The 13,845-nt window shown below is 58.4% G+C and carries 14 protein-coding genes; 8 read left to right on the top strand and 6 right to left on the bottom strand.

Translation table 11 applies throughout. The features are described 5' to 3' along the window. Positions 1 to 6: 6 nt before the first annotated feature. The 5 genes from gyrB to dnaA all read right to left on the bottom strand — a co-directional run bounded on the left by gyrB (position 7) and on the right by dnaA (position 6,918). Entirely contained in the window at positions 7 to 2,037 is a 2,031-nt protein-coding gene (gene gyrB / locus E3T38_RS08395; protein ID WP_134547825.1) for a DNA topoisomerase (ATP-hydrolyzing) subunit B, read from the bottom strand. A 121-nt stretch (positions 2,038 to 2,158) separates the two neighbouring features. After that, a complete protein-coding gene (locus E3T38_RS08390) occupies positions 2,159 to 2,698 on the bottom strand; it encodes a DUF721 domain-containing protein (RefSeq protein WP_134547824.1) in 540 nt (179 codons plus the stop codon). Further along, positions 2,691 to 3,857 (bottom strand): DNA replication/repair protein RecF, encoded by a 1,167-nt coding sequence (gene recF, locus E3T38_RS08385; RefSeq protein WP_134547823.1) that lies wholly within the window; start codon positions 3,855 to 3,857, stop codon positions 2,691 to 2,693. Before recF ends, E3T38_RS08390 begins: the two co-directional genes overlap by 8 nt. A 5-nt stretch (positions 3,858 to 3,862) precedes the next feature. Further along, positions 3,863 to 5,020, bottom strand: a complete 1,158-nt coding sequence (gene dnaN, locus E3T38_RS08380; protein WP_134547822.1) for a DNA polymerase III subunit beta — start codon at positions 5,018 to 5,020, stop codon at positions 3,863 to 3,865. A gap of 479 nt (positions 5,021 to 5,499) precedes the next feature. Then, positions 5,500 to 6,918, bottom strand: a complete 1,419-nt coding sequence (gene dnaA, locus E3T38_RS08375) for a chromosomal replication initiator protein DnaA (RefSeq protein WP_134547821.1) — start codon at positions 6,916 to 6,918, stop codon at positions 5,500 to 5,502. 471 nt (positions 6,919 to 7,389) lie between these two features. On the opposite strand from dnaA, the gene rpmH reads away from it, so the two are divergent. The 8 genes from rpmH to E3T38_RS08335 all read left to right on the top strand — a co-directional run bounded on the left by rpmH (position 7,390) and on the right by E3T38_RS08335 (position 12,535). Next, positions 7,390 to 7,527, top strand: a complete 138-nt coding sequence (rpmH, locus tag E3T38_RS08370) for a 50S ribosomal protein L34 (protein WP_010204566.1) — start codon at positions 7,390 to 7,392, stop codon at positions 7,525 to 7,527. Positions 7,528 to 7,550: 23 nt separating this feature from the next. Continuing rightward, positions 7,551 to 7,928 carry a ribonuclease P protein component gene (gene rnpA / locus E3T38_RS08365; protein ID WP_134547820.1) on the top strand — a complete coding sequence of 126 codons (378 nt, stop codon included), beginning with the start codon at positions 7,551 to 7,553 and terminating at the stop codon, positions 7,926 to 7,928. Then, the gene (gene yidD / locus E3T38_RS08360; RefSeq protein ID WP_134547819.1) at positions 7,925 to 8,236 is read left to right on the top strand and encodes a membrane protein insertion efficiency factor YidD; all 312 of its coding nucleotides are present in this window, start codon (positions 7,925 to 7,927) and stop codon (positions 8,234 to 8,236) included. Before rnpA ends, yidD begins: the two co-directional genes overlap by 4 nt. Before the next feature lie 8 nt (positions 8,237 to 8,244). After that, entirely contained in the window at positions 8,245 to 9,219 is a 975-nt protein-coding gene (yidC, locus tag E3T38_RS08355) for a membrane protein insertase YidC (protein WP_104128749.1), read from the top strand. 11 nt (positions 9,220 to 9,230) lie between these two features. Then, a complete protein-coding gene (locus tag E3T38_RS08350; RefSeq protein ID WP_241984370.1) occupies positions 9,231 to 9,821 on the top strand; it encodes a R3H domain-containing nucleic acid-binding protein in 591 nt (196 codons plus the stop codon). A 56-nt stretch (positions 9,822 to 9,877) separates the two neighbouring features. Then, on the top strand, positions 9,878 to 10,543 hold the full coding sequence (gene rsmG, locus E3T38_RS08345) for a 16S rRNA (guanine(527)-N(7))-methyltransferase RsmG (protein ID WP_134547949.1): 666 nt from the start codon (positions 9,878 to 9,880) through the stop codon (positions 10,541 to 10,543). Between the two features lie 76 nt (positions 10,544 to 10,619). Then, positions 10,620 to 11,573, top strand: coding sequence for a ParA family protein (locus tag E3T38_RS08340; RefSeq protein ID WP_134547818.1), 954 nt, complete (start codon positions 10,620 to 10,622; stop codon positions 11,571 to 11,573). Then, positions 11,573 to 12,535: a ParB/RepB/Spo0J family partition protein gene (locus E3T38_RS08335; protein WP_134547817.1), complete on the top strand. Its 963-nt coding sequence runs from the start codon at positions 11,573 to 11,575 to the stop codon at positions 12,533 to 12,535. The genes E3T38_RS08340 and E3T38_RS08335 overlap by 1 nt, the downstream gene beginning before the upstream one ends. A 347-nt stretch (positions 12,536 to 12,882) precedes the next feature. Here E3T38_RS08335 and E3T38_RS08330 read toward each other — a convergent pair whose 3' ends face one another. After that, the gene (locus tag E3T38_RS08330) at positions 12,883 to 13,839 is read right to left on the bottom strand and encodes a D-alanine--D-alanine ligase (RefSeq protein WP_134547816.1); all 957 of its coding nucleotides are present in this window, start codon (positions 13,837 to 13,839) and stop codon (positions 12,883 to 12,885) included. Positions 13,840 to 13,845: the final 6 nt, after the last annotated feature.

Genomic DNA, 13,845 nt, shown 5'->3' with positions numbered 1-13,845 from the left:
GTGTCGTCAGATGTCAAGGAAACGCACGTCCTTCGCGTTTTTCTGAATGAAGTTACGTCGTGATTCGACGTCTTCACCCATCAGGGTGGAGAAGATCTCGTCGGCAGATGCCGCGTCGTCCAGGGTGACCTGCAGCAGGGTGCGGGTTTCGGGGGCCATGGTGGTCTCCCACAGTTCCTTGTAGTCCATCTCGCCGAGGCCCTTATAGCGCTGGATTCCGTTGTCTTTCGGGATGCGCTTGCCGGACGCTGCTCCGTCGGCCAGGAGCGCATCGCGCTCCACGTCGGAGTACACGTACTGATGCGCAGAGTTGCTCCACTTGAGACGGTACAGCGGCGGTTGAGCGAGGTACACATAGCCAAGGTCGATCAGCGGGCGCATGTAGCGAAACAGCAGGGTGAGAAGCAGGGTGGTGATGTGCTGGCCGTCGACATCGGCGTCGGCCATCAAAACAATTTTGTGGTACCGAACCTTGTCGGGGTTGAATTCTTCCCCCATGCCGGCGCCGAAGGCCGTGATCATCGCTTGAACCTCATTGTTACCGAGGGCACGGTCGAGACGCGCCTTCTCTACGTTGAGGATCTTGCCGCGAAGGGGCAGGATGGCCTGGAATTCGGGGTTACGTCCCTGCACGGCCGAGCCGCCGGCCGAGTCTCCCTCCACGATGAAAATTTCGGAGAGCGACGGGTCCTTACTCTGGCAGTCCTTGAGCTTGCCTGGCATACCCCCACCCTCGAGCAATCCTTTGCGGCGCGCGGTTTCGCGGGCCTTTCGGGCTGCCATTCGAGCGTTTGATGCCTGCAGGGACTTGCGGATGATTTCGCGGGCTGGGTTCGGATTGCGGTTGAACCAGTCGGTGAGCTGATCGTTGGCGACCTTCTGTACGAACGATTTCGCTTCGGTATTGCCGAGCTTGGTCTTGGTCTGGCCTTCGAACTGTGGTTCGGCGAGCTTGATGGATACGACCGCTGTCAAACCCTCGCGAACATCATCGCCGGTGAGGTTGTCATCCTTCTCTTTCAGGATGCCTTTTTCACGGGCGTACTTGTTCACCAGCGTGGTCAGTGCGGCGCGGAAACCTTCTTCGTGCGTTCCGCCCTCATGCGTGTTGATCGTGTTCGCGTAGGTGTGCACGCTCTCGGTGTAGGCAGTGGTCCACTGCATGGCCACTTCAAGGGCCATCTTGCGTTCCTGGTCTTCCCACTCGAACGAGATGATTTCATCGTTGACGAGGTCGGCCTTCTTGGCGCGATTGAGGTATTCGACGTAATCGACGAGCCCCTGGTCGTACTTGAAGGTGTTGCTAACGGCTTTGCCATCATCGGTCTGGTGGTCTTCACGCTCATCGGTGAGGGTGAGGCGCAGGCCTTTATTGAGAAAGCCCATCTGCTGAAAGCGCGCGCGCAGAGTTTCGTAGTCGAACTCGATCGTCTCGAAAGTTTCAGCACTCGGCCAGAACGTGATGGTCGTGCCGGTTTCGTCGTTAGCTTCGCCCTGTTCGAGGGGAGCGTTCGGAACACCGTTAGCGAAGCTCTGACGCCAGATATAGCCCTGGCGGCGCACCTCGACCTCGAGACGGCTTGACAGGGCATTGACGACAGAACTTCCCACGCCGTGCAGACCACCGGAGACGGAATAGCCACCGCCGCCGAACTTACCGCCAGCGTGGAGCACGGTGAGTACTACCTCGACGGTCGAGCGTCCCTCTGCCTTATGGATGTCGACCGGAATGCCGCGGCCGTTGTCCTCAACGCGAATTGCGCCATCGGCCAGGATTCGAATGTCGATGGTGTCACAGTGGCCCGCAAGAGCCTCATCGACGGAATTGTCGACGATCTCATAAACGAGATGATGTAGCCCGCGTGGCCCAGTGGACCCGATGTACATTCCGGGTCGCTTACGAACGGCCTCCAGGCCTTCAAGCACCTGGATATCATCGGCACCGTATTCATGTTCCGCTTCCCGCTCCCCCTGTTGCTGGGAAATGACTGGGGATATATCTGGGGACGGGCGTTCGGGCGTCGGTTCAACTGTCATCTGAAATTAGGCTCCTGACCATCGCACGGGCGACCCTTCAGTCTACCAAACAGGGGAAGACGAACAGGCCACAATCGCCGTTTGACGCGTTTTGTTCAAGGGGTTGACCTTAAATGTGGGGTTACCCGTAGGTATCGCGTGGACCACGCCCTGGAATTGATCTGGGGCCCTTTTTCCAGGACGGCGCGTTGGGGCCTTGGAAACGAATTGATTGAATACCAGCATCCGGGTACCGATTCGCAATATGTTCCATGATCACATTGCGCATGAGTCGCAATTGGGTCGCCCAGGCGGTGGATTCACAGCGCACCGTGAGCACGCCGTCGTCGATGCCGGCCGGGGTCGAATGGTTGGCAGTTTCTTCGCCTGCAAGCTCTGCCCACGTCGCGAGGAGTTCAGACTGGGCCAACGGTGAGTTCCACCCCAACTGCAGGGTCAGCGAATTGATCGTGTCACCGAGACCGCGCGGGTCGCGTCCGATCCCGAACGGGACACTCGAGCCGGCAACCGGCGCAATTCGCTTACGACCGCGCACACGCCTGGCATTGGGATCGCCGAAAATACTCTTGAAGCGCAGGTAGACGTTGGCAGCTTCACTGGTACTGAATTCCACCGAATCGTCGACTTCGTTTGTTTCACGTGGAACATTTTCGTCAACCATTGGTGACGACTCCGGCATGAATGTGGATGGTGTGTGCCACAAGCGCTGCGGGAACGTCTTCGAGAACCGCGGCCGTAATCAAAACCTGTTCGTACGACTCGATCGCGGTGGCCAACCTGGCCCGGCGGTCCAGATCCAGCTCGGCAAAAACGTCATCGAGGATCAACACCGGGTCGCCGCTGGCTGACTCTTGCCGCAACAACGAAGCGGATGCAAGTTTCAACGACAACGCGAACGACCACGATTCCCCATGGCTGGCATATCCCTTGGCCGGCAAGGCGTTGAGCATGAAAACCAAGTCATCGCGGTGCGGTCCAGCCAGGGTGATGCCTCGTTCCAGCTCGCGTTTTCGCAGGCCGACCAGCGCTGCGCGAAAGATCTCATTGGTGGATGATTCCACCGACACTGCCGGTTGAGAGGCGACGGGGGTGACCACGCCACGTTCGGCGTCTTCATCAGCACCGAGGATGCTCAAGCTCGCGACCAGGGCCGGACCATGGTCTTCATTGACTACGGCTCGATACGCCGCGCGCAACGGTTCACCGAGCTGCCGCACAAGTTTGGCGCGCTCGTCGATGATTTCAGAACCGAACTCCACGAGCCTTTCATCCCAGATTTCGAGGGTCGAGAGCTGGTTGCCGCGCACTCCCAATGCTCGGGCCGATTTGAGTAAGGTATTGCGTTGCTTCAGCACACGGTCATAATCGCTGAGCACTGCAGCCAGGCGCGGATTGCGAAGCACCAAAAGCTGGTCGAGAAACTTACGACGCCCCGATGGGTCGCCCCGTACAAGGGCTAGATCCTCCGGTGCAAAGACCACACTCGAAAAATACCGGGGCAGATCACGGGTCTTGATAACGGACCGATTAACCTGCGCCCGGTTTTGACCGGAGCGGTTGAGCTGCACCTCGGCCAGGATATCGCGGCCGTTGTATTCGAGCCTGGCTCGGATTATGCCGGCGTCCTGGCCGGCTCGAATCATGGCTTTATCCGTGGAGACTCGGTGCGACCCCAGTGTGCTGAGAAAGCCAAGTGCCTCGACCAGGTTGGTTTTGCCCTGTCCATTGCGCCCGACGATGAGGTTCGGACCCGGAACAAAAGCAACCTCGGCGTTCGAATAGTTTCGAAAGTCGGTTAGTGAGAGGTGGGTAACCCGCACCGGCGTTAGCGCAGCAGCAGGTTGGGCTGGAGCAGATACTTGTAGCTGTCCACTCCGGCTTGCTCGCGCGAGGTCTGGCTGGTGATCAACACCGGCCCGGGCTTATTCGGATTCTCTGTTTTCGTGAAGGAAATCCGCACAAATTCGGAGTGGACAGCGCTGAGCCCATCCAGAAGAAACTGCGGCTTGAGTGAGACGACGGTCTCGGTCCCGGAAAGGATGGCATCGATGGTTTCCGAGGCCTGTGCCTGCTCCGAGCCGACGGCTTCCAAGGTGACCCCGTCAGTGGCAAAGGTGAAACGCAATGCGGCTTCACGTTCGAGTACAAGTTGCACGCGCCGTGTGGCTTCGATGAGGTCAGCCGTGTTCATCACCGCATAGTTGTCAACGGTGGCGGGGAACAATCGGCGAACCGGAGGGAAATTGCCTTTGATGAGCAACGAGGTCACGGTTTTTTTGTTCGCGGTGAACGCGATCAGTTCGCGATCGTCGCTGTTGGTGATGGAGACCGAAATGGTTCCGCTGTGGCCGAAAGTCTTACCGACTTCCTGCAGGGTACGCGCCGGGACGAGTGCCGTGACGGTACCTTGCGCGTTGTCCTTGGTGTTACTGCCCGGGTCCCAGTCAATTTGTCGAACCGCAACGCGGTACCGGTCGGTGGCGACCAGGCTCAGGCTGTTTTCGGTGACCTCAAGCTGTACTCCGGTAATAACAGGGGTGACGTCATCTCGCGACGCCGCCACAGCGACCTGGGCAACAGCCGCAGCGAATTCCTCAGCCGGCACCAGTCCGGATTGGGTCGTGACGATAGGGATACTGGGGTATTCCTCAACCGGCATAGACAGGAGGGTGAAGCTTGCAGAGCCGCAGCTGACCTTGATGCGGGAATCTTCCGTGGAGAAACGTACCGGTGCGTTGGGCAGACGACTGGCAATTTCAGCGAGTAAACGCCCCGACACGAGAACCTTGCCGGTTTCTTCAACCTCGGCCAAGATCTCCGTTTGAGCAGAGACCTCGTAGTCGAACGAGGAGAGAATCAAGCCGGTGGCGGTGGCTTCGATGAGGACACCACTGAGGATTGGCAGGGTGGTGCGTTGAGGCAGAAGTTTGACCGCGAAGGACACTGCTTCGCTGAAGACATCCCGATTGGCCTGAAATCTCACGAAATATTCCTTGCGTTCGACGGGCGGATGGGTGGTCCTCAATGCTAGCTGTGTTCATGGGCTGGTTCGTTACCGTCGTGATTGAGCGGCGCCAGCCGTCAAGGTTGTCGGCTAGATCAAGGTTAAGAAATTCTTGTTAATCTTCTTAACCGTTGTGGAAACTGTGGATAACTCTGTGAAAACCGCTCAGGCATTGGGAATTACACGTTTGTAAGTTGTGGGCGAGCTGTGGAAGTTTGTCATTCGTTTGGGCAAGCGCGGCACGGAGGAATTACACGTTTCCACAGGGTGCACCCGAGTTTCTACAGGCGATGACCGGTTGTGTGGGTTAATTCCACAGGGTTATCCACAGGTGTGAAAACTAAAAAAAATTCGGTCCCTCCGGGCCTAAACAGGTTGAACCTGCTTAAAACGCCCGGAAGGACCGCTCAAATTTTCCTGTCACAGCGCTGGTTGTGACCCACACGGATGGCTGTGACCTACTTATACCGGTGGTCCTGCTTGATGCGGTTGGTCAGTTCGGTGACCTGGTTGTAAATCGAGCGACGTTCCTTCATCAATTCACTGATCTTCTTGTTCGCGTACATCACGGTCGTATGGTCGCGATTACCGAACAATTGCCCGATTTTGGGAAGGGAGAGATTCGTGAGTTCGCGGCACAGGTACATGGCAATTTGGCGGGCGGTAGCTATTGCCTGTGACCGGCTCGATCCGTAGAGGTCATCAACGGATAGTTTGAAGTAATTGGCCGTATTCGTAATGATGTCAACCGGAGCGATGACGTTGTCCTCGTCCAGGGTGATCAGGTCTTTCAACACCGTCTGAACAAGATCCATATCGACCGGCGTGCGATTGAGGCTAGCGAACGCGGTGACCCGGATCAAAGTGCCTTCAAGTTCACGAATGTTGGACGAGACCTTCGACGCCATGAACTCGAGAATGTCGTGTGGCACCTGCAGTTTCTCGCTCTGCGCCTTTTTCCGCAAGATAGCGATGCGGGTTTCCAAGTCCGGAGCCTGGACATCCGTGATCAAGCCCCACTCAAAGCGGCTGCGCATGCGGTCTTCAAAGCCGGTGAGGTGCTTGGGAGGTAGATCGCTTGTGATCACTACCTGCTTGTTGTGGTCGTGCAGGGTGTTGAAAGTGTGAAAAAAAGCTTCCTGGGTTTCCGCTTTGTTTTGAAGAAACTGGATGTCATCGATCATGAGGATGTCGATGTTTCGATATCGAGCTTGAAAAGCCGAGCCGCGGTTGTTCGCAATGGAGTTGATGAAGTCGTTGGTGAACTCCTCCGAGCTGACGTAACGAACGCGGATCCCGGGGTACAGGCTCATGGCGTAGTGGCCGATCGCGTGCAGGAGATGTGTCTTGCCGAGGCCTGATGATCCGTAGATAAAAAGTGGGTTGTAAGCCTTGGCCGGTGCTTCGGCTACCGCGACGGCGGCAGCATGGGCGAATCTGTTTGATTGCCCGATCACGAAGTTGTCAAAACTGTATTTGGGGTTGAGTCGGGTTTCGTGGGGCTGTGCCGCGACTGCGCCCTCAAAAACCGATTGCGCGGGGGCGGGAGTGATGACGTCTGAAGGGGTCATCGTTTGTTGCACCGGTCGCAACGATTCCTGCTCAAGTTCGGGGTTGACGACCACGTAGAAGGTTGAAACGGCAGTCGCTTCATCGAGCTGGCCCATTGCCGTCAGCAGGGGAACCCGCATCCGCTGGTTGAGCATGCTGGCCGTGAACTCGTTGGGGACCTCTAGATAGAAGGTGCCAGCCGCGATGCCCTTCGGCTCGACCAGGCTGAGAAACCCGTACAGCATGGGTGTGATGGTGGCGTCGGATTCCAACGTGGTCAGAACAGACCGCCATGTTTCGGCTATCGGCGCTTCTACGTCTGCCATTGTTCCTACAATCTGTGCATTTCGAGTTTCACTGTTGGGCGACCGGCGGATGCGGGTGTCCTTATGCCGGACATCGGCCGCCGACCCTACCGGCCCGCGTGAGGCGACTTTTGGAGGCCCGTGTGAGTTCTTGGTCCGAACCCATCGTTAAAGTTATCCACCGCCTGTGTACAAAATCAGCTGAATTCTCAGGTTGGTGCGACCAACCTGTGGATAACTTGACTTTACGGTAGTCACTGCCGCGCGGCGAGGCGAATTCATCGGGCGCTACGCATCCTCTCTTCGGCATTTACGTTGGAGTCATTATTGTGCAGAATCCCCGGATTCGATCTCTGAGTTTGACCAGACGTGGCCGAGGCCGTAGTTTTAATCAGTTGACCCCATCCCGCGGGCTTCCATATTCTGTGCGCGCTGCTGTTTTGGCCGAAGGAAATTTGGCCAGCGGTGATTCAAATACGTGGAGATTGAATTATGAGCAAGAGAACTTTCCAGCCGAACAACCGCCGTCGCGCCAAGGTGCACGGCTTCCGCCTGCGTATGCGCACCCGTGCGGGCCGCGCCATCCTCGGTGCTCGCCGTCGCAAGGGTCGCACCGAACTCTCAGCGTAGGTTTTCATGGTCGCCAGGTTCTCGTGCTCGCTCACATAAATCGCATTACGAGCGGCAGTGATTATCAAGGCGTCGTTCGGCGCGGTGTGCGGATCGTTGGTGCGCATACCGTTCTTTACGTGCGAAAAAGCGCTGGAGATCAATCTGGTGTCGCCGGTGTTCCGGTTCGTTTCGGCTTTATCGTCGCAAAGAATGTGGGTGACGCTGTGAAGCGCAATCTCGTTCGGCGTCGTCTCAAGGCGGTCACGTTTGAACTGCTCCCACTGGTTCCGGCAGGAACGGATGTTGTCATCCGCGCTTTACCGGGAGCGAGCAATGTCGCGTGGGAGTCGCTGCGCGACGAAGTTCACCGTTCTCTCTCCCGCCCGCAATCTGCGCGGAAGAACAGCGTGGGCCGATGAACCCGGTACTCGCGACGATTATCCTGATACCCCGCAACGTTGGTGTCGTGGTTCTTCGCGTGTATCGAGCCGTGATCTCTCCACTCTATGGAGATGTGTGCCGGTTTTACCCGTCTTGTTCGGCCTACGCACTGGGGGCCGTTCAGGAACACGGACTAGCGTGGGGCTGCGCTCTTGCTGTGCGCAGGCTGAGCCATTGTCATCCGTGGTCACCAGGCGGCATTGATGATGTACCACTCAAAAGCAATCGTCGCTTTCGTCTGACGTCGTTCGGTTTTGTTGTCGCACCTAGCCACGGAAAGGGCTAACCCACAGTATGGACCTCATAGGTACGATCCTCTGGCCTCTGAAATGGGTCGTCGAGCTGCTGCTCGTCGCCTTCCACGGGCTCTTTTCCAGCTTGGGGATGGGCTACAACGACGGCATCACGTGGGTGCTGTCCATTGTCGGCCTCGTCTTGGTCGTGCGTGCCGCTTTGATTCCCGTTTTTGTACGGCAGATCAAGAGCCAGCGCAAGATGCTCGAGGTCGCTCCGCAGCTCAAGAAGATCCAAGACAAGTACAAGGGGAAGAAAGACCAGTTCTCCCGCGAGGCGATGTCCCGCGAGACCATGGCCATGTACAAGAAGACCGGGACTAACCCGCTCAGTTCCTGCCTGCCACTGCTCTTGCAGATGCCGATCTTCTTCGCCCTGTTCTCGGTGCTGAACGACGCCCAGAAGTCCAACGCCGGTGTCGGGCCGCTCAACCAGAGCCTTGCCGAGAGTTTCGGCAACGCCAAACTGTTCGGCAATGCGCCGTTGCACGACACTTTCGCCTCTCAGTGGTCGCTGTGGACCGCCGGTGACCCCTTCAATGGGACCGTCATGATCATTGCCGCCACCATGGTGGTGCTGATGACCGCGTCGCAGTTCATCACGCAGTTGCAGATCGTTTCCAAGAACATGTCGCCGGAAACTAAGGCGAGTCCGATGTTCAAGCAGCAGCGCATCATGCTCTATCTCCTCCCCCTCGTCTTCGCTTTTTCCGGTGTTGCTTTCCCGCTCGGCGTGATGTTCTACTGGCTCACCTCCAATATCTGGACCATGATTCAGCAGTTCCTGGTCATTCGGAACATGCCGACTCCTGGCAGTGAAGCCGCCAAGGCGCGCGAAGAGCGTTTGGCGCGTAAAGGCAAGCTCATCGCGACCGATGGTGACATCATTGTGGTGGAGGAGCCTGCCAAGCCCGTTCAGCGCCAGCAGCCGGTCGGTAGGGCCCGCGCAAAAAAACAAACCGGCCCGAAGAAGTAGTGGAGATCACCGTGACGGACAAAACTGGCCTCACCGAAGTGGGCACTGTCACTGCTGACAATGCAGATGTGACTGCTCACACAGCGGATCCCTCGTCCGACGCTTCCGAATCCGGGAGCGTTACCGACGCCCCCGTTACGACCGATCAGCTTGAGCGTGAGGGTGACATTGCCGCGGACTACATCGAGGAATTTCTCGATATTTGCGACCTCGATGGCGACATTGACATCGATGCCCGCAACGGACGGGCCTACCTAGCGGTCAAAGCGTCGGACGCCGACAATCTGCGAGTGCTTTCCAAACCAGATACGGTCAACGCCCTGCAGGAACTCACTCGCCTCGCGGTGCAGAATAAAACGGGTTCTTTCTCGCGCCTGATCTTGGACATCGGTGGATCTCGCGAGACGCGCGAAGCTGAGCTCGCCACCCTCGTTGCCCACGCTATCGAGCGGATTGAGGGCGGCGCGACCGCGGCCGACCTGCCGGCCATGTCCTCCTACGAGCGCAAACTCGTGCATGATATCGTCGCAGCCAATGGTGGGTACCGCTCGGAGTCGTCCGGTGAAGGCCGCGACCGCCACACCGTCATTACCGCAGCGTAACCTCGTTCGTCATGTCGCAATCTGTCACGCCAGACCCGATCCGTGCTGCTTCGAACATGCCGGGATCCGCGCCAGCGTCGGGGAGCGCGCCCGATCCGGTCACACTGGAGATTGAACCGTTAGCGGCGTTGAGCCTCCTGGGTTCCCAAATTGATCTTATGCGAGCGTTTACCAACAATTTAGCTGATCAGGGCGAAATATTGGGTCTGATTGGTCCATTGGAACTTCCGCGTCTGTGGTCACGGCACATTCTCAATTGTGCCATTGTGGCGCCGCTGTTACGCCCCGGTCTCGTGGGGGACGTTGGTTCCGGCGCTGGTCTTCCCGGTGTCGTGCTGGCCATCGCCCGGCCGGACGTGAATTTCGTGCTGATCGAACCGATGGAACGTCGGGTTGCTTGGCTGAATGACCAGGTCGCTGCCCTGCACTTGCCGAATGTTACCGTGGTACGTGCTCGCGCCCAGGATACAAGCCTGACGCACCCACTAGATCAGGTGACTGCTCGAGCTGTGAGTGCGTTCAGCAAGCTGATTCCGCTGACTGCTCCCCTGCTGCGCAGTGGTGGTGAGCTCATTCTTATGAAAGGCGAGGGGGCCGAGCGTGAGATCGAGGCGGCGGCCAAGTCGATTCGCAAGTACCGCCTGCGCAAGGTTGAGATAATCACCCTCGGCGCTGGCGTGCTGCCTGAGGTAACCCGGGTCATCAGAGCTACAGTGGAGTAGTCGCGAATGTCACTGGATATGGTGTTCGGGGGTCCCTTTCGGGTGGCTCATCAACCGTCGAGCGTAAAGGTTTCACGTGAAACAACCTGCTGAAGATCAGCACACCGGCAAAGCGGCAGGCTTTGACGGGACAACACCGCTGGCCCGCGAAATTGCCGAACTGACGCGTCGCCGCCAGGTGATTGCTGCCGGCGAGTTGCCAAAACCCGATCAGACCCGGGTGTTGACGATTTCCAATCAAAAAGGTGGCGTCGGCAAGACAACGACCGCGGTCAACCTGGCCGCCGCCCTCGCTCGCCAGGGCGCGCGTGTTCTGGTCATCGACCTGGATCCGCAGGGCAACGCCTCTACTGCCCTCGGTGTTGAGCACCGTGCCGAGACGCCAAGCGTCTACGACGTCATCATCAACGATATGCCCATGGATGAGGTCGTACAGAAGAGCCCGGAATTCGGTGCCTTATTTTGTGTTCCCGCGACGATCCATCTGGCGGGGGCGGAGATTGAACTGGTGTCGCTCGTCGCGCGCGAGCAAAGACTCCGTCGTGCTCTTGATCTGTACCTCTCCGAGGCGGTCGAACCGTACGATTACGTCTTCATCGACTGTCCACCGTCGCTCGGTCTACTGACGATCAATGCTTTCGTCGCCGCTCGCGAAGTTCTCATTCCCATTCAGTGCGAGTACTACGCACTCGAGGGACTGAGTCAGCTGCTCAAGAACATCGCTCTCATCGAAAAGCATCTCAACCCCGAGCTCGTCGTCTCGACCATTCTGCTCACCATGTACGATAGCCGCACCAATCTGGCTACCCAGGTTGCCAAAGAAGTGCGCGATCACTTTCCGGAACAGGTCCTCAACACCGCTATTCCGCGCTCTGTGCGCGTTTCTGAGGCCCCGAGCTACGGCCAGAGCGTTGTGAGTTACGATCTCAACTCGGCAGGATCGCTCTCATACCTTGAAGCAGCGGCAGAAATGGCCCATCGTGGGGCACCGCGAACAGAAAATACGCCCCAAACGAAAGAAAAGCACTAATGGCGAAAAGAACCGGCCTCGGCCGCGGTATCGGCGCACTCATTCCGGTGCAGGACGACGCGTCTGCGCCTCGTCCGGTCGACGTGTTTTTTCCGCGCGGCGTAACCGCTGTGGCGGCTGTCTCCCCCGAAGTTCTTTCCGACGTCCCGCTGATAGCGGGCGCCAGGCTGGCGCAGCTGAATCCTCAAGATATTGTTCCCAACCGGGCCCAGCCGCGTACTATTTTCGACGAGGATGACCTTGCTGAACTGGTGCACAGCATTCGCGAGGTTGGGGTGCTCCAGCCAATCGTTGTGAGGCCGTTGGCCGATGAACCGGGCAAGTATGAGCTTGTTATGGGTGAGCGTCGACTGCGCGCCACCAAGGAGGTTGGACTCGACACCATTCCGGCTGTCGTACGCGAAACCGCCGACGTTGATATGCTGCGCGACGCGTTGCTGGAGAACCTGCACCGCGCCCAGCTGAATCCGCTGGAAGAAGCGTCCGCATATCAGCAGTTGCTGTCCGACTTTGGTATTACTCAGGAGGAACTGGCAAAACGGATCGGTCGATCGCGTCCGCAGATCACCAACACCCTGCGTCTCTTGAAACTGCCGGAACCGGTGCAGGTGCGTGTTGCTGCTGGCGTTTTGTCTGCCGGTCACGCGCGAGCGATTCTGTCGGTGGGTGACCCGGCCGGCATGCTGCGCCTGGCCGATAAAATCGTCGAGGAGGACTTGTCCGTTCGCGCCGCTGAGGCCGCGGCGGTTGCGGTTCCCCGGGCAGTAAAAGCCAAACCGCTGCCGGGTCGACGCCAGGGGCATCTTGACGAGATCGCAGAGCATCTTGGAGATCGCCTTGATACTCGCGTCAAGATCAATCTGGGGGTAAGAAAAGGCCAGATCACAGTTGATTTCGCGACCATTGGTGATCTGAATCGCATTCTGACGGTTCTCGGTGAACCGGGTTTTAGCGCCAGCTGACGAGAAGCTTCTTCGGCGTCACGTGTCACGGGTCACGGGTCACCTTTCACGTTTCACGTGAAACGGTAATGTGAGGTGGTGACGCGTTTTGAACTGGATTCCCGGCGTCGGTGGCCCGCGTAAAACGCGCCTTCCGCTTGGGTTCGTTTCAGTACCGTGGCCAGGAGTTAGTCATGATTGGCTGTACGTATCGGTTTCGGCGAGTTTCACGTGAAACATGGAACATGGAACATGGAACATGGAACATGGAACATGAGACATGGTTTTCAGACGGTTCGACAGTGTTTCACGTGAAACATGTGGATCGTGTTGTCGGCGCGCGACGGTGTTTCACGTGAAACGGCACACTACTGAGTGGCTAGGGCGTTTACTGCCAGGGCCGAGTAAGTGGCGCCGAGAGTACGGCGGTCGGCTTCGATGGCCTGCGGAACCAGGGATGTTTCGGTCAGGCCAGGGAGTACGTTGGCCTCGAGAAACCACGGGGTGCCGGCGGCGTCGACAATGAGGTCGATTCGGCTGAGGTGGCGCAGCCCCAGGAGAGTGTGAATGGCGACTGCGGCCGTGGCGACGGTAGCGGAGATATCGTCAGAGAGGCGGGCGGGGGTGTAGAAGTCCGTCTCACCCGCGTTATATCGGGCCTCGAAGCTGTAGACGCCGTTGAGGGGGACGATTTCCACGATTGGCAGGGCCGTTGGCCCGTCCCCGGTGTCGAGTACGGCGACCGTAACTTCGGTCCCGTCGATGTAAGCCTCGACCAGGGCGGTGTCGGCGTAGGTATACGCGTCGACCATGGCGCGTGGGAGGTCGGCGGGAGTGCGCACGATCGTGACGCCCTGGGAGGAACCGCCCTGGGCCGGCTTGACGACGAGCGGTAATCCGATAGCGCTCACCAGGTGCTCGAGCACGCTCGCGGCGCCGAGGTCGCGGAAGGTTTCGGTCGATAGGGCAATGGCTGGGGGAGTAGCGAAACCAGCCCGCAGAACCAGCTCTTTGGCGATGGCTTTGTTCCAGGCGAGAGCGGCAGCGGGGCCGCGCGAGCCAAGAAAAGGAAGTCCGGTGGTTTCCAGCAAGGACAGCAGTGCGCCATCCTCTCCGGTGGCGCCGTGGAGGGTGGGCCAGATGAGGTCAGGAACCTGCTCTGCCAGCGTGCCCAGCAAGTTGGCGCCAGGGTCGAGCACGGTGACGAAGTGGCCTTCATCGGTGAGGGCATCCGCGATGCGCCGGCCAGAACGCAGCGACACGTCGCGTTCATGGGAGATGCCGCCAGCCAGCACAATAATTTTAAGTGCGGAGAATTCGCTCATGATCAG

Origin of the sequence: Cryobacterium sp. Hb1 (assembly GCF_004403585.1) — a bacterium.
Classification (GTDB): Bacteria; Actinomycetota; Actinomycetes; order Actinomycetales; family Microbacteriaceae; genus Cryobacterium; species Cryobacterium lyxosi.
This window is presented reverse-complemented; position numbering and strand designations above follow the sequence as displayed.